Source organism: Anabaena sp. FACHB-83, assembly GCF_014697485.1.
Classification (GTDB): Bacteria; Cyanobacteriota; Cyanobacteriia; order Cyanobacteriales; family Nostocaceae; genus Nostoc_B.
Map to the genome: position 1 here is coordinate 214,219 of NZ_JACJRY010000003.1, position 15,806 is coordinate 230,024.

At 41.0% G+C, this 15,806-nt stretch carries 16 protein-coding genes; 4 read left to right on the forward strand and 12 right to left on the reverse strand.

From position 1 onward, the window contains the following. Positions 1-38 precede the first annotated feature (38 nt). Positions 39-368 carry a low molecular weight protein tyrosine phosphatase family protein gene (locus tag H6G79_RS05065; RefSeq protein ID WP_190589949.1) on the reverse strand — a complete coding sequence of 110 codons (330 nt, stop codon included), beginning with the start codon at positions 366-368 and terminating at the stop codon, positions 39-41. Between the two features lie 150 nt (positions 369-518). Then, complete coding sequence (locus tag H6G79_RS05070; RefSeq protein ID WP_190589948.1) at positions 519-2,189, reverse strand: DNA repair helicase XPB; 1,671 nt, start codon at positions 2,187-2,189, stop codon at positions 519-521. A 156-nt stretch (positions 2,190-2,345) separates the two neighbouring features. Here H6G79_RS05070 and H6G79_RS05075 point away from each other — a divergent pair, with 156 nt between their 5' ends. Continuing rightward, positions 2,346-2,933, forward strand: coding sequence for a Uma2 family endonuclease (locus H6G79_RS05075; protein ID WP_190589947.1), 588 nt, complete (start codon positions 2,346-2,348; stop codon positions 2,931-2,933). A gap of 20 nt (positions 2,934-2,953) precedes the next feature. On the opposite strand, the gene H6G79_RS05080 is transcribed toward H6G79_RS05075, so the two are convergent. The 5 genes from H6G79_RS05080 to H6G79_RS05100 all read right to left on the reverse strand — a co-directional run bounded on the left by H6G79_RS05080 (position 2,954) and on the right by H6G79_RS05100 (position 7,768). Next, a complete protein-coding gene (locus H6G79_RS05080; protein WP_190589946.1) occupies positions 2,954-3,286 on the reverse strand; it encodes a Ycf66 family protein in 333 nt (110 codons plus the stop codon). A gap of 8 nt (positions 3,287-3,294) precedes the next feature. Beyond that, entirely contained in the window at positions 3,295-5,133 is a 1,839-nt protein-coding gene (locus tag H6G79_RS05085; RefSeq protein ID WP_190589945.1) for a helicase-associated domain-containing protein, read from the reverse strand. Between the two features lie 164 nt (positions 5,134-5,297). Continuing rightward, positions 5,298-5,981 carry a DivIVA domain-containing protein gene (locus H6G79_RS05090; RefSeq protein ID WP_190589944.1) on the reverse strand — a complete coding sequence of 228 codons (684 nt, stop codon included), beginning with the start codon at positions 5,979-5,981 and terminating at the stop codon, positions 5,298-5,300. Beyond that, complete coding sequence (gene coaD / locus H6G79_RS05095; protein WP_190589943.1) at positions 5,870-6,442, reverse strand: pantetheine-phosphate adenylyltransferase; 573 nt, start codon at positions 6,440-6,442, stop codon at positions 5,870-5,872. The genes H6G79_RS05090 and coaD overlap by 112 nt, the downstream gene beginning before the upstream one ends. Before the next feature lie 408 nt (positions 6,443-6,850). After that, the gene (locus H6G79_RS05100) at positions 6,851-7,768 is read right to left on the reverse strand and encodes a histone deacetylase (protein WP_190589941.1); all 918 of its coding nucleotides are present in this window, start codon (positions 7,766-7,768) and stop codon (positions 6,851-6,853) included. Between the two features lie 142 nt (positions 7,769-7,910). Between H6G79_RS05100 and H6G79_RS05105 the strand changes: the two genes are divergently transcribed. Continuing rightward, a complete protein-coding gene (locus H6G79_RS05105; RefSeq protein WP_190589940.1) occupies positions 7,911-8,927 on the forward strand; it encodes a mechanosensitive ion channel family protein in 1,017 nt (338 codons plus the stop codon). A 366-nt stretch (positions 8,928-9,293) separates the two neighbouring features. Here the strand turns inward: H6G79_RS05105 and H6G79_RS05110 are convergent, their stop codons facing one another. The 4 genes from H6G79_RS05110 to H6G79_RS37715 form a co-directional block, all read right to left on the reverse strand. Continuing rightward, a complete protein-coding gene (locus tag H6G79_RS05110) occupies positions 9,294-11,303 on the reverse strand; it encodes an S-layer homology domain-containing protein (RefSeq protein WP_190589939.1) in 2,010 nt (669 codons plus the stop codon). Positions 11,304-11,512: 209 nt separating this feature from the next. Next, positions 11,513-12,244 (reverse strand): Uma2 family endonuclease, encoded by a 732-nt coding sequence (locus H6G79_RS05115; protein ID WP_190589938.1) that lies wholly within the window; start codon positions 12,242-12,244, stop codon positions 11,513-11,515. A 120-nt stretch (positions 12,245-12,364) separates the two neighbouring features. Further along, positions 12,365-12,595 (reverse strand): type II toxin-antitoxin system HicB family antitoxin, encoded by a 231-nt coding sequence (locus tag H6G79_RS05120; RefSeq protein WP_190589937.1) that lies wholly within the window; start codon positions 12,593-12,595, stop codon positions 12,365-12,367. Beyond that, positions 12,592-12,810: a type II toxin-antitoxin system HicA family toxin gene (locus H6G79_RS37715; RefSeq protein ID WP_190589936.1), complete on the reverse strand. Its 219-nt coding sequence runs from the start codon at positions 12,808-12,810 to the stop codon at positions 12,592-12,594. The genes H6G79_RS05120 and H6G79_RS37715 overlap by 4 nt, the downstream gene beginning before the upstream one ends. 277 nt (positions 12,811-13,087) lie before the next feature. Here H6G79_RS37715 and H6G79_RS05130 point away from each other — a divergent pair, with 277 nt between their 5' ends. Further along, on the forward strand, positions 13,088-13,978 hold the full coding sequence (locus H6G79_RS05130) for an alpha/beta fold hydrolase (RefSeq protein WP_190589935.1): 891 nt from the start codon (positions 13,088-13,090) through the stop codon (positions 13,976-13,978). Positions 13,979-14,118: 140 nt separating this feature from the next. Then, on the forward strand, positions 14,119-15,123 hold the full coding sequence (locus H6G79_RS05135) for a serine/threonine-protein kinase (protein WP_190589934.1): 1,005 nt from the start codon (positions 14,119-14,121) through the stop codon (positions 15,121-15,123). Here H6G79_RS05135 and rimM read toward each other — a convergent pair. After that, complete coding sequence (rimM, locus tag H6G79_RS05140) at positions 15,106-15,720, reverse strand: ribosome maturation factor RimM (RefSeq protein WP_190589933.1); 615 nt, start codon at positions 15,718-15,720, stop codon at positions 15,106-15,108. The two genes, H6G79_RS05135 and rimM, sit on opposite strands and share 18 nt — an antisense overlap. Between the last annotated feature and the right edge of the window lie 86 nt (positions 15,721-15,806).

Genomic DNA, 15,806 nt, shown 5'->3' on the forward strand with positions numbered 1-15,806 from the left:
TTTGCTTTGTTCGGTCATTCACCTTTACACCTCTTGATTTAATAGGTTCCTAAAAGGGGAAGTACCTTTTTCTTTAATATCTCAATTAAAGCTGGTTCCATATATTCAAAATCATCTGGAATATCTAAACAGATGATTTTCTTATTTTTAAGAAAAGGTTGAAAGTTTTTTGTTAACTTGCGTTTATGGGACTGTTCCATCACAAAAATAATATCAGCCCATTCAATTGCTTCTGTTGAAACTGGAACTTCAGCGTAATGGTCTAATCCTGCTGAGTCAGTTTCTAGTCCTTCATATTCTGCAAATACTACCTCAGCCGTAGGACTCCGTAATCTATTTTGGCTACAGATAAATAATATTTTTTTCATTAATTGATACTATCATATATAGGAATCCGGTTTGATTTCTGAATTTATTTGTGTAGGTAGGGAATAGGGAGTCGAGAGTAGGAAAGAAGCCTGATCTGAGTGTACTGATTTTTTTCCCAAATCAAATATGAGTCCTATAGCAATTTCCACTTAATCTATAATTTCAATTTGATAACTATAACCTTGCTCAGTTAAAAATAACTGACGATGACGGGCAAAATCTTCTTCACAAGTACGTAGCGAAACTAAAGTGTAAAATTGCGCGGGACGACCATCAGATTTAGGGCGTAAAACTCTACCCAAGCGTTGGGCTTCTTCTTGGCGAGAACCATATTTACCAGATACTTGAATGAGAATATCTGCATCTGGTAAATCAATGGCAAAGTTACCAACTCTGGATAAAACGAGTCCGCCTAATTCCCCTTCTCGAAAACTTTGATATAGTTTTTCTCGCTCTTTTTCGGGGGTTTTACCAGTAATTAAAGGTAGTTGGGTAACTTGGGCGATCGCTTCCAATTGCGACAGAAATTCGCCAATAATTAAAATGCGGTGTCCTGATTCTTTTGCTAACAAGTCTTTGATAACTTGCAGCTTGCGCGGATTTTCGGCGGCGACACGAAACTGATTGCGCCTCGGTGCTAAAGCATATTCCATTTGGCGTTCTTTATCTTGAGATACGCGAATTTCTGTACAACTCGCCGTGGCGATAAAACCTTCACCTTCTAATTCGCGCCAGGGGACATCATACCGTTTCGGCCCAATCAGGGCGAAAACATCACCTTCTCTACCATCTTCCCGAATCAAGGTGGCGGTGAGTCCCAAGCGGCGACGGGCTTGCAGTTCAGCAGTGATGCGGAAAACTGGCGCGGGGAGGAGATGAACTTCGTCGTAAATGATTAAACCCCAAGAACGCGCACTAAATAAATCAAAGTGGGGAAAGTCACCGTCGCGCTGATGGCGATAAGTCAGAATTTGATAAGTTGATAAGGTAATCGGCCCTGTATTTTTGACTTCGCCACTGTATTCTGCGATCGCATCTTCTGGTAAATCTGTTTTATCCAACAATTCCCGCCGCCACTGTCGCACCGATGTTAAACTAGTTGTTAGTACAAGTGTACTCTCTTGCACGGCGGCAATTGCAGTCATACCGACAATTGTCTTACCTGCACCGCAGGGTAGCACAATTACGCCACTGCCACCTTGTACTCTTCCCGACTGATAAAATGCTTCTGCTGCTTGACTTTGGTAGTCCCGCAGCAGAAATTTTTTGCCTGTACGTGTCTCTTCGCGCAATTGAATTGCTAAAGCATCGCCTGTGACATAACCTGCAATATCTTCCGCCGGATAACCAGCCGCTAACAAAGCCTGTTTAAGTACACCGCGTAAACTCGCCGCGACTTGAAAGCAAACTTCAGAAAGACGCGCACCTAATAATGGTGCAACTTGCTTATCCCGTGACAGCAACTCCGCTAATGGCTGGTCACTCATCCGCAGCAGTAGATTATCCCCATCCCGTTCAATTACCGTCAAGCCATAGCGACTACCCAAAGTGCTGATTTCTTGGGCGACTGCTTCCGGGATGGGATATTTGGCATATTCCCGCAAAGCTGCTACCATCGCTTCTACCTGCAACCCCGCCGCTCGTGCATTCCAAATACTTAGCGGTGTAATTTGGTAAGTGTGGATATGTTCGGGACTTTTGATTAGTTCAGCGAAAGGTGCGATCGCTTCTCTAGCTTTAGCTGCTGTGGGAGAATGTACTTCTAAAAGAATAGTGCGATCGCTCTGCACAATCAGCGCATTTTCTGGGATGTAAGACATGATTTTGTCAGCTAAATCCTACGAAATATAATAAAGTAATAAATGGTAATGAAAAAGTAAAATCATCATAGTTGTTGAGTTTCGCTGGCGCTGCACCCAACCTACAACACCTAGAAGATACAGAATATGTTTAAAAAGCAGAAGTGAGGTAAACTTGTGCAAATACTAGAACCACAATATTTTACCATCCAAGAATATTTAAACTTAGAAGACAAAGCTGATTTTAAAAGTGAGTATATTGACGGAAGAATTATTCCAATGGCTGGTGGAACTGCAAATCATAATCGAATTTCTGGTAATTTTTATGCTATTTTGAATTTTGCTTTTAGGCAACAAGATTATGAAGTATTTAACAGTGATATGCGTTTGTGGATAGCTAAACAACGTATTTATACATATCCCGATATTTCTATTGTTGTAGGTAAAATAGAATTTCTAGAAAATAGGACAGATACAATTACGAATCCAAAATTAATTGTTGAGGTATTATCAAAATCTACTGAAAGTTATGATAAAGAAGGGAAATTTAAAGCATATCGTACCATACCATCCTTTGAAGAATATTTGTTAGTTGAGCAGGATAGAATTTTTGTAGAACATTTTTATAAAACTGCTAATAAGCGATGGTCTTTACAAGAATATGATGCCGAAGACGAGTTGATTAATTTAGTTACTGTTCCCTTGGAAATTAAATTACAAGATTTATACAACAAGGTAGAGTTTGAAGTTAAATCTGATGTTTAACAATGATCGCTCACATTAAACTACCGATTTCTATAACCACCATTAATCACAATATCTTTAATACATAAATAAATAATCAATACAGTTACTAAAAACTGCATAAATTGTAAAATTGGGTCTAATCGCCAGCCTTGAAAAATCAGAATCATCCCCGAAGTTAGCAGAAAAATAGGGATAATTATAGTTTGAAAAACATAAAGAATTAAAGAGAAAGTTTCTAATCTTCTAGCACGTTGAATCAGCAGAATTATCATAGCCAGTATGTAAGCTACAGCAAAAATAATCTGCACAAAACCAATCAAACTGGCTACATTGAAACCAAAATTTACTTGCATTAAAATTAAGTCATTCATGAGGAATTTTAACCACTCAACGCAATACTATAACCCAACTTTTTCACGGCATTACGGAATTTAGTTTCTGATTCGCTAGGCACAACTAAATGCTTTTCTCCAGCTAAGAAACACAGCTTTTTCGTGCGGGAATCGTTGGCGATTAATACAGCTAAAGCAGCATCAGTGCATTCTATCAACCGAGCTTGACCGCGATCGCGCAAACTATTGCCTCGCGCTTCAATATCTGCTAAAAATTGATTGACTGTCTCTGGTATTTCATGACCGCTCCGGGCTTGCAGAAATTCTCGTAATTGGGTGATGCTTTGTCCTTCTTCTATCGCACCCAATAACTTAGCTGTCTCTAACCGCCACACCGCATCCGAAATTTTTTGGGCGTAGACATCTAGTACGAGAGTATCAGCAGGGGTAAGTGGTTCGCCAGTCGCGGCTATTTCTAAGTTTGGTAATACGCGAAATACCGCCCGTACTTCTAATGGTGGCGGTGTATAGTCGTTTTGCAAACCCAAGCAGTATGCACCCAAGGGTGTTAACTGCATACACATCAAACCATCGTAACGGCTGAGAAATGGTAAGTCATCGGTTCCCCATAAGTCTGTATAATCAGGACGAACGCCGCCGGGGTTAACATAGCCGATATTAATCATTCCCAAAGTGGCAACATATTCAAATAACAGACATAAAGCATATCTGCCTTGCAAAATCTCCCAATCATCGCCACCATTACCTAAGCTACCGTAATGGGAGTCACTAATATACAAATTCCAAGGATTGCGGGTAACTTCAAAATTGTAGCCTTTGGCGAGAATGCAGCGAAACAGTTCATTAACGCCCATCCAACGCCCCACAGGACACTCGGCTAAGGCTTTGGTAATGGCTTCGCGGCGTTTGTCTGGGGCGGTTAAACCTTGCTTACCTTTGCCTGTTTGCCCTTTAATAGCATCTATGCGGCGTAATTCGTCTAATACTTTATTTTTTAGCCATTTTTTCCAAATATTGCGGATGGTGGTTGCGGGTGGGTTTGTCAGGGCTTTTTGTCCAGTTTTAGTTAAGACTAGACGTTTGCTAGAAAGTTCGGCTAAACCTGCGGCTTGGACTAACATTGCCCAGGCGAAGGGCTTAATAAAACCGATTTTTTCGTATGATGGTGTAGATTGGTCGTCGTTGTAATAATCACCACCAGTTAGTACAGAGGCGATCGCACTCATACCACTATTATTTGGATATCCGGTTTTATCGCTAACACTGAGTTTTCCAGCGTTAATTAATCGCAGTACCGCGAGTAAATCTTGTTGTGCAGCAGTTTCCATTTCACACTGCTTGACGACAATTTCTTTTTCATGGGTTTCTCGTTCGCGGGTTTTCCAGTTCCATTCTCGCCACTGCAAACGAAAAACCTCTGGACATTTATCTAAGCTAGTAATTGAAAATTCTGCTGGTGGCAAAACAAAGGCTTTCAAGCGTGTTTGTAAATCTTGAGGAATAATATTGCTGTAGATAAATAAACACAATAACGATGGTTGACGCTTGTAACCGAATGCGTCGGATGTCCCCCAATTAGGTTCTTCCAGATATTTAGCATAGAAACTTGTAGCGTTAAACAAACCATCTGTGTTGTAAATTGTTTCCGCTACTGCCTTTTGTTGCAGATGATCTAGTTCTCGCCACAATTGTTGCAGATTTTCCCCCACAAGATAACGGTGAATCACTGCAATGATTTCCGCTTTGCGTGTGGGTTTGCTATTAGTATTTAGTAACGCTGCCAGCTTTTTTAGTTGATCAACAGATAATTGTTGTAAAGCCTCATCAACTGTGGAAATGCTTAACTGATCCTGATAGTAAGGCATGGCAATGCACTGGAAATAACCTGCGATTTTCGACCTATAAGCAAGATAGGTTTAGGAAAATCTTACAATATTAAGTGCTGAGTGCTGAGTGCTGAGTCAAGAAAATATACTAACCTCTAGTCTCTAACCTCTAACCTCTAACCTCTAACCTCTAACCTCTAACCTCATTTCTTTTTTGAAGAATAATTCTGAGATTGATTTTCTTGGCGTAATTGTTGTCTGCCATTGGTGATAATTCTTAACATATCTTTGAGGTCTTGCTCGATATTTTCGAGGACAGTATCGGCATATTGATCAGCACCATCTTCAATTTCTTGAGCTTGTGCGATCGCAGTTTGACGCATTTGTTCTAATTCTTCCATACAAACTTGCCGCCTGCGTTCAATTTCCGCAAGGGTTTCTTGCATCATCGCCTCGCATTCTTGCTGGGTTTTGCGCCGTAGCTGTTCTGCTTCGTGTTCCGCCTGCCTGAGAATATCACTTTCTGCCAAAATTTGCGCTCTTTTGGCTTGGGCAGCTTCGACAATTTGCTGTCCATATTCTTCGGCTTCTAACATGACATCTTGCTTGTGTTGCAAAATTTCCGTTGCTTCTTGGAACACCGAAGGTAAAGAAACGCGAATAAAATCAAGCTGTTCAAAAAGTTTGTCTTCGTCTATTAATGTGCGCCCCGTTAGGGGAACTCGCCAACTCGACAAAATCAAATCTTCTAAACGGTTGAGTTCTTGCTGAATATCTACTCCTGTTCGGGAGTTGTCCCCGTTGCCGACTCCATTGGGATACTCTGGAGGGGCGGGATAACTGCCGTTGTGGTTGGGTTCGCTATTGGATAGTTGTGGTTGTAACATTTGTGTATATCTAAAGCAATGTGCGGGGGAACAAGATGATCGACAGAACCACCAAATCTTGCGATCTCTTTTATCACACTACTACTTAAAAAACTATACTCATTTGATGTTGCGAGAAAAACTGTTTCAATTTGAGTAGAGAGAGTTTTATTCGTGTGCGCCATCTGTAATTCTACTTCAAAGTCAGAAATTGCTCGTAAACCACGTAACAACACTTGTGCTTGGCGCTGTTGGGCATAATTTACAGTCAACCCATCAAAACTATCTGCTTCAACATTTGGTAAGTGTTGTGTAGCTATCCGAATTTGTTCTAATCGTTGCTGCACAGTAAACAACGGTACTTTATGAGGATTCCGCAATACAGCGACAATTACCTTGTCAAACAGCCGACTACCACGTTGAATAATATCAAGGTGTCCTAAAGTAATGGGATCAAAACTGCCGGGATAGATAGCAATCACAATATTCGATGTATCACAGTTATTGAGGTGATTATATCGGATTCCACTGTGCGGAGTGGGGAATGGGGAGTTGGGAGTTGGGAGTTGGGAGTTGGGAGTTGGGAGTTGGGAGTTGGGAGTGGGGAGTTGGGAGTGGGGAGTTGGGAGTTGGGAGTGGGGAGTTGGGAGTGGGGAGTTGGGAGTTGGGAGTTGGGAGTGGGGTAGACAAGGTAGAGAGGGTAGATAAGGTAGAAAGATTGCTCCCTTGTCCCCCTTGTCCCCCTTGTCCCCCTTGTCTCCCTTGTCTCCCTTGTCTCCCTTGTCTCCCTTGTCCCCCTTGTCCCCCTTCCCTCTAACCTGTCACCTGTCACCTCTAACCTGTCACCTCTAACCTGTCACCTCTAACCTGTCACCTCTAACCTGTCACCTCTAAAGCCCATACTGACGATAAACCTCACTCGCCGCGCGATGGATGAGAGAATGTCGCCACACTAGAGATTGCATATCATCGGCGTATCCACCGCCAATTACACAGGCGACGGGATAACCTGCGCTGACACAGGTATGTAAAACTTGCATTTCTCGGCGAAATAGTCCTGTGTCAGTTAAAGCTAATTTGCCCAAGCGATCGCCTATATGAGTATCCACACCCGCATCGTAAAATACTAAATCAGGACGAATCTCTGATAACAAATCTGGCAAATATTCAGCCAAGGTTTGCAAATAAGCGTCATCTTCCATTCCTATAGGAAGAGGGACATCTAAATCACTTTTTTGTTTTGTACCGGGAAAATTAATTTCACAGTGCATTGAAAAAGTAAATACACTGGCATCATCCTCAAATATAAAAGCCGTACCGTCGCCTTGATGTACATCCAAATCGACTATCAGAATTTTCTGCACCAGTCCGAGTTTTTGTAAAACGCGAGATGCGATCGCTAAATCGTTGAAAATACAAAAACCAGATCCATAACTGGGGAAGGCGTGATGAGTTCCCCCAGCCGTATTGCAAGCTAAACCCTGACTTAACGCCATCTGAGCCGTGAGTATCGTACCACCAACCGCCACACAGGTACGATTGACTAAAGCTGGACTCCAAGGCAACCCGATGCGGCGTTGGGCTTTATAATCTAGGGTTCCATCACAATATGCTTGCACATAATTTGGTGTATGCACCAACTCAATCAACTCTGGTGATGGACGCTGCGGAGTGTGAAACTGTTCTATTTGCGCCACACCATCATTTAGTAGTAATTCATACAATTTCCTAAACTTAGCCATCGGGAAACGATGTCCTTCTGGTAAAGGTGCAACATAGTCTGAATGATAAATTATTGGCAAGTCCATATTATGTATTTTTTACCATATTCTGATACTAAATATACCTAAAGATTAAAATAATCCTGTTTTTGTCAGATGAGCTTTAGCAATAATTGTTTTATAATGTTCCTTTAATTTTTGTCGTTAAATTTAAGAAATCACATTAATTATGACCCAATGGATTTTACCGGCCGCCCTAATTTTATTTAGCTTGTTAATTGGTATAGTTTGCGAGAAATTCTTATTTCATAAGTTTAAAAAAATTATTATCCAAAAACATATTCCTGGCAGTCGGCTAATTTTCCAAGCTTTACATCGAGTAACTTTTATTTGGTTTTTATTAGCAGGTTTTTCATCAGCTTTAGTTGCTGCATCTCCCAACCTCAGCCCAGAATTAAAAATTTTACTGCAAAGAATCATCACAATTATTTTTCTCTGTTCCGTAACTTTAGTTTTAGCAAGGCTGACTGCTGGTTCTGTCAATTCTTGGACGCGCAAAGCTGACGGAGTTTCAGCTTCACTGATTTCTAATCTGGCAAAAACGGCAGTTTTTATTTTAGGAACATTAATTATCTTACAAACATTAGGGGTAGCAGTTACACCACTAGTCACGACTTTAGGAATTGGTGGTATCGCTGTTGGTTTAGCACTGCAAGATACATTAGCAAATTTATTTTCTGGTTTTTACTTAATTATTTCTAAACAGGTAAGAACTGGTGATTATGTCAAACTTGATGCTGGACATGAAGGTTACGTTACAGATATTACTTGGCGCAATACTACAATTAGAGAGCTTTCCAATAATGTGGTGATTGTCCCTAACTCAAAATTAGCCTCAGCAATTTTCACCAATTACCATCTTCCCGCCAAGGAAATTACTTTAACAATGAATGTGGGAGTTAGTTATGACAGCGATTTAGAACAAGTAGAAAAAGTTACTGTTGAAGTTGCTAAAGATGTCATGCGAGAAATTGCCCCAGAATTAATTGCCAATGAACCTTATATTAGATTTCATACATTCAACGATTTTAGTATCGATTTTACTTTGTATATGCGAGTCAGTGAATATTTTGATCAGCGTATGGGTAAACATTTGTTTGTCAAAAGATTACACAAACGTTATCAAGAATTAGGGATTTCAATTCCATTTCCCATTAGAGAGATTTATGTTCAGAATAATAATTGAATCTAGGGGCTAGTACAACAAGGCAAAAGGAAAAAGAAATAATAACGATAACACAAGCCTTTTAGCAATTCCTTATGGTCACTGAGCGTAGCCGAAGTGTGGTCTGTTTATTTCCGCCGACCTGTACTAGAGTATATGTAATATCATGTCCGATAAAAGACTTATCATAAAAACCGCAGACTTTGTTGGGTTACGCGATCGCTACACCCAACCTACTATTCTCTTAACTGAACCGTATTGAGTCATAGAGATAAAAAAGAAGGTAAAAGATAGACCATCAAAAATGATTTTCATCTTTTACCTTTGAGTTGTATCCTACTGTGCATTGGTAGAAACGATGAATAGCGTTTCTACAAAACTTGAATATTATCTTCTACCAGGAGTTCTCCCACCTTCGTCGTTGCTACCACCGTGGGGATGAGAGTTACCAGGATCGCAGCCTTCAGAACCGTTACCAATTCCTTGGTTACAATGACGGCGGAGTTTTCTGGTTGCGGTTGTATTACTTTCTTCCAGTTCGGCTTGCTGCTGTGTTTCTTCTACAGCGTACTGTGAGTTAATCTCGACAGCCTCACCAGTGCTGACTAACGCTTTATATATCAAGGCGGCAACTTCGGCTCTTGTGGCTACCTTGTCAGCATTGAGAGTTTGAACATTGGGATAGTTAACTACAATACCGCGTTCTGTTAGTGCAGCGATCGCATTTCGCACGTCACTACGAATAGTTGTAGCATCTGAGTAAGCTGCCAAAATTGATTCTGTGGAACCACTAAAGGTGTAGTTTAAGCCTCTGGCTAACGATAGCAAGACTTCTAAACGAGATAAGGCTTGTGTAGGGTTAAATTTATTCCCCGAAATTTCGAGAAAGCCTGTAGAATATGCCTTACGGATAGCAGTGTAAGCCCAATAATTGGCCGATACATCTCTAATGCTCACAGTCTCACGAATGTTAGCTTTTTGAAAGGCTTGGCTAATCATCGCGGCAAATTGGGCGCGAGTTACCTGTTCATCGGGGCGGAAAGTTCCATCAGGAAAACCTTGAATAACTTGCAAAGCTGCTAACTCGGCAATAAAATCACTAGCCCAATAGTTACTCGAAACATCGCTAAACTTAAACTGGATACCTTGAGCTACACCAATTTCCCGGTAACTCATCATCATTTGACCAATGTCATAAGTAGAACTATCATCATCACTAACTTCGTTAAGTTCTACTAAACGGCCGGGTTCAGCTTTTAAAGCTTCTGCCAAGCTGTAACTGAAAGTGCTGATTGTTTGGCGTATTAAGGCAAATTTACCACTACTCAAGGATGTCGGATAAACGCTATTTACCGCAACGGAGGAGACATTTTCTGACTCAAACTGGTTGACTTTCACAGTTTGGGAACTGCTGAGAAAAGTTACCCGTTGGTCGCTAACTTGGGTGAAGTAGTCGTAAGTGGCGCTACCAGAATCAATTGTGCCGTCTTCATCTGCATCAACTCCGTAGACAGTGCGAACAACTTGATATTCGCTGGGATTAGCTGACAAAATTAAGTTCACAGTGCTGAATGCTGATAAACATTCAAATTCGCTGTAGCCAATAAAGCGGTTTTGAGTATCGTATAATCGGACAACTATGCGATCGCCTGCTTTAATACCTTTAACAAATTTTGCTCTGTGCTTGAGTTTATATTTATAGTCACCGAGAAATCTTTCTTTTAAGAAATTGTTGTGGCGTTTAGATTTCAAGGAAACACGGGCAATGATTTCCGAAAATTCCCCAGATGGTTGCAAAATAGCCAAATTAAAACCCGTCTTTTTGGCTTTAACTGCTGTACTCGCTGCACTCACTTGGGTATTGCGTTGGGCGACGACATTTCGTTGAATCCTAGTACGACTAATTTGACGAGTGCTAGTTTCTCGACGCTCAATTAAAGTTGTCAAACTCTGGGTAGACTCTTCATCAAGTTTAGCAACACTTCCCGACTCATCTGTGCGGTATACCCAAACTTGCTTGGCGTTGGCAACTACTACATGCCAACCAGGGACTACTGCTTGAGAACAGTTATCTTCTGCTTTTAAACCCAAACAGCCATTCGACCAAGTTTGCTGTTGGGCTTTAATTACACGTAAAGTTGAAGCTTGTGAACCTGTGCGACTGGAAATATCTTCTAAAACAGCATCTTTGACGGATTCTGGTAAATCTGACTCTTTACTACCTAACTCATCTGCTAACAGTTGTTGCGTTGTAGAGTTAACAGGTGTTTGCGCGATGGTGGTAGAGAACCGAGGAGTTGCAGAAGCTGAAAAGATGGGCGAAAACATTGCCACTGAAGTAGCAGCAACGATAACTTGGCTCAAATGAGCAAAAGAACGATTTTTTTTGTGTTTCATCTCACACCATACCAATCGGTGAGTAAGTGAAGAGAATGTAAATTCCCTTGACTTATTAATCCCGTTGTGCAGATGAAATTAACACTTCTACAAATAATTTGGATTACTTAACAATAGTGCGATCGCCTGCTCTTTAAAGATGTGTTCAAAAAATAGAGCAATCCTAAATAATTTACAAACCCCTCTCTCCCTTATCCCCCTTCTTCCCCTTATGACATCAAACGAGTCACTTCATCTATCGGTAAATTCAACGCACTGGCTATCTGTTCTACATTTAACCCCAAGTCCAACAATTTCGGTATTGCGTCACGTCGTGCTTGTTCAGCTTGTTGACGCGCTTGTTCTGTTTCTTTATGACTCAAAAGTTTCTGCCCTGTTTGGGGATCAAAAAAGCGTAATTCACCATTAATTAGTCTCAAGTCTAAACCCAAAACTTCACTGTGAATTGACAGCACGCCATCCGGTAAAAAGTTAGGTGTCAGAGATTGATATTTGCCTTTTACCAACCGAGAACCCTTCAGTTGTGGCTTGAGATAGTCACCAGTGGGATCATACTGAAAGTACTCCTGTACACCTAAGAAAGCATATTTTTGGGGTTTATCTTCCTCATCATTTTCTTGGGTACTTGCAGAAGTAATTTCTAAAACAAAGTTAGGCACTTTACCACCTTCTTGCCAAACTTTGTAACTAGAGCGTTTTTTCTTTTCTACCCCAAAGACAACAAACACATCGGGCGCAATTACAGCACTCGGAATACCTTGCTTATAGTATATATACAGATTTCCTGACACATAAATATCACTACGTGCTTGGAAATAAATATCTAACGCTTCTACTGCATAAATTAAATAATCGCGTGCTGGGTCGCTTTCCGCCATTGGTTTGCCGTCGGAATCGGGATAGAATATTTCGGTTTTGAGTTGGTTACTAGAAATGGTCATAGACAAAAGACCTCAACTCAACTGTAACTAGCTTAAAAATAGCATTTTGGCTGAAATTATATGAAGAAGCAGTAGTGCGCCTATTTTAGTTAATAAAGTCACACACGAGCGATCGCTTAATTAAGCTACTTGCAACGGTTTTGTAGGCAGCATTCGGGGTTCTGGCAGTGGGATATTATCTTCCATCAGCATTTCTACAAAAGCTTCAATTACTTCCTGACCATTTTTGGCAGCTTCCTCGTAAGTCCTACCATGAGTATGAAATTGTTGCCAGGGAAACTCAGGCAAGTGAACCAAGAAAAGTTGATCTTCTTGTGACCATTGAATCACCATGCTGTAGTGATAGATCATTCCTCATCTTCCTCGTTTGCAAGTTTTTCGAGTTCTTCCAACTTTTTCAGTACTCGTTGAATACCTCTTTCTAAATATAGTGGAGCATCATCACCATCTTTGCCAGGAATAGTAAGGGGTTCTTCCGGTAGCATTGGATGTTTCCAAAATGTATGACTTCCTTTGCCTCGTCCTGGCTGAAGGATAAGTAAACACGCAAAATTAATTACAGTCATTGCGAGCGAAGCGAAGCAATCCCAGCCCTTGCGATTGCTTCATTTCGCTTCGCTCCATTCGCAATGACTTTGTGTAATTAATTATGTTTAACTACTTATACCCAGCTTTTGCCACCATTGCTTTTAATTCTCTGATTTTTTTTGGCATTGCCCCTTAGCTATCAATTCCTCGCGTATTAGTGCGATCGCCTAGTGAGTGAAGTAACGCACAAGTGATCGCATTGCCCAAAGTTCTCTAGACTTTACTATATAAAGTAATAGTTTAGGAATCTTAATAATGACCTTAACCACCCAGCAACTACCATCAGTCGATTTAGAAAAATTTATTTGGACTTGGCAGGGGCATAAAATTCAATATACCGTCATGGGTACAGGCAAGCCCTTAGTATTGGTGCATGGCTTTGGGGCTTCTATTGGACATTGGCGGAAAAATATCCCGGTGTTAGCCGAGGCTGGTTATCGGGTATATGCTGTAGATTTGTTGGGTTTTGGCGGTTCTGATAAACCACCATTAAATTACTGTGTAGAAATCTGGGTAGAATTACTCAAAGATTTTTGGACGGCGCATATTCAAGAACCTGCGGTATTTATCGGGAACTCCATTGGCGCACTGATCAGCTTGATAGTATTAACAGAACATCCTGAAATTAGTGCGGCTGGGGTGTTAATTAACTCAGCAGGTGGTTTAAGTCATCGTCCCCACGAATTGAACCCACCACTACGTATTGTGATGGCGACTTTTAATCGTGTGGTGCGATCGCCTTTAACTGGTAAATTTGTCTTTAATCGCATCCGCCAAAAATCTCAAATTCGCCGCACTTTATATCAAGTTTACCGCAACCGGGCTGCTGTTACTGATGAATTAGTTGATTTACTTTATACACCTTCTTGCGACCCAGGAGCGCAACAAGTATTTGCTTCCATCCTGACAGCGCCGCCAGGCCCTAGCCCAGAGGAACTTTTACCCAAAGTCGAACGTCCTTTATTAGTGATTTGGGGCGCTGATGACCCTTGGACACCCATTACAGGGGCGAAGATTTACGAAGAGGCGCGTGCGAATGGCAAAGATATCAAAATTATTCCCATTCCTAACGCCGGTCATTGTCCCCATGATGAAGTTCCAGATATTGTCAACACCCAAATGATCAATTGGTTAACACAAATCTGAAGTGTGAAGTATGAAGTGTGAAGTCTAAAGTGTTAATTTCAGACTTCATACTTCATCCTTCATACTTCATACTTTATTTGCCGGGTGAGTACCTTTTATTTTGATTGCACTTTGACCAAATCAAACTCAGGTGGTGTGTAATGGAGCTTGATGTGCGTAATAAAGGGACAATTCCCGTAATTCACCATCCCTATTTTTCTGTACAAGGCTATCGAGTGATTCGAGAATTGGGACGTAATCACGCAGATAAACGTATTACTTATCTTGCAACTGACTGTAAATCTCAACAACCAGTAGTCATCAAAGAGTTCAATCTTGCCCATGAAACTACTGATTGGTCAGGTTCAAAAGCTTACGAACGTGAAATTGCTATCCTGCAAAAACTCCAGCATCCCCGCATTCCCCGCTACATAAATTCTTTTGCAACCTCAAAGAATTTTTATCTAATTCTAGAGTATAAAAATGCTGTACCTTTGGGGGCAAAATATAACTTTTCTCCGACGGAAGTTAAGCAGATAGCCATCTCACTTTTAGAAATTTTGGTTTATTTGCAACAACAAATTGACCCAATTATTCATCGGGATATTAAACCAGAAAATGTTTTAGTTGACGAACAACTCAATGCTTATTTAGTTGATTTTGGTTTGGCTCGCCAACAAAATGCCAAAATCGCTTTCACTACCTTATCTGCTGGTACTCCTGGTTTTCTTCCCCCAGAAGAACAGTTTGGTTATGCTTTGACAACAGCTTCAGATTTATATAGTGTTGGCGCAACATTGATTTGCTTACTCACCAATACCCAAACAGTGAATATTGGTTATGGTGGTTTACAATTTCCCAAATTAGCAAATTATCTCCATCCTAGTTTTCGGTCATGGTTATGGAGGATGGTGCAACCTAACTGGAAAAACCGTTATTCAAATGCAGCAACAGCTTTAGCTGCACTCAAATCAATTCCCGTGACAGGTAAGGCTTCTGTCATTGAAATTTTACTGGCTGCAATCAAGTTGAAAAAACGTACAGCGATGTTAGCCTTAGCTGGGTTGGGAATGTTAGCAGTCGGACTAACAACGTTAGTTTTTTCGCAACCAGGCGGCGCAACCCAGCAGTTAGAAGAAAGCCAATCTTTAATTGATTTCCAGTAAACCCGGTGGTGGTAAAATTTCCACGCGCCGAGATGGGATATCTACAACTGGTGTGATTTCTTTGACAAAGGGAATTAAAACTTTTTTGTTGGCTTTTTCATGATTGAGTAATTCGACTTCCAGTAAATCATTACCAGCAGGGATGACATCTACCACTTTCCCCAACAATTCACCGGATGTTTGTAAGAAAACTTCCAAACCAATTAAATCGACAACATGATATTCATCTTCGCCTAATTCGGGGCGATCGCTTGCCGGCACAAATAACCGACAATCACGCAATTCCTCAGCTTGGTTACGATTGTCTACACCAGCTATGCTAATCACGTATAAATTTTTTCCTTCCAAATAACGCCCGTCTAATAATTCTATTGGTTGCGGTTCTGTTTGGCCAGGACGCAATAACCAACGTGTTCCCGGTTCTTCAAAGCGTTCAGGAAAATCCGTTTCTGGATAAACTCGTAATTCCCCAGCCAACCCTTGAGGCGCAACAATTTTCCCAATTGCCAACCAATCATCTAAATTGGGGAGTGGGGAGTTGGGAGTTGGGAGTTGGGATTTTTTTTCAGTTTTTTGATTCTTCGGTTTTTTGGTCATTGGTGATTATTCTTCTCCTAGTGTCTACGGTGTACAAAAAAATCTTCGTGTGGTAAGCCTGTCCCGCCTCGGAATTTATTCCGAGT